Annotated in this window: 1 protein-coding gene; it reads right to left on the bottom strand. The window is 66.2% G+C overall.

The genetic code is table 11. The features are described from left to right. A partial coding sequence (locus EN862_RS35390; RefSeq protein ID WP_135913319.1) for a heparan-alpha-glucosaminide N-acetyltransferase domain-containing protein occupies nucleotides 1-325 on the bottom strand: 325 nt, incomplete at both ends.

The following is a 325-nucleotide window of genomic DNA, read 5'->3' as shown; positions in this document are numbered from 1 at the left end:
GGCGGGCATGGCTTGCGAAAGCAGCCAGATCGAGCCGAACAGCAGCGGCTGATGGATGAGGTAGAAGGCGAGGCTGTGCCGGCCGATGAAGGTCAGCGGATTCGACCAGCGGCCGGGCATCCAGGTTCCCAGCCGGGCGAGAAGACCGGATGCTGAAGCGAGCTTGACGACCGCGATGCCTGCGAGCACCGCGCCGAACCATGGAAACAGCGGCACATAGTCGTTGGAGCGCGGATTGATCGCCGACAGGCCGATCCACCACAGCCACGGATGATCGAGGGCCTCGAAGCGCAGGTAGGCTGGCGCCGCGATGACGAGCGCGGCG

It is taken from the genome of Mesorhizobium sp. M2E.F.Ca.ET.219.01.1.1 (genome assembly GCF_004016445.2).
GTDB lineage: Bacteria > Pseudomonadota > Alphaproteobacteria > Rhizobiales > Rhizobiaceae > Mesorhizobium.
This window is presented reverse-complemented; position numbering and strand designations above follow the sequence as displayed.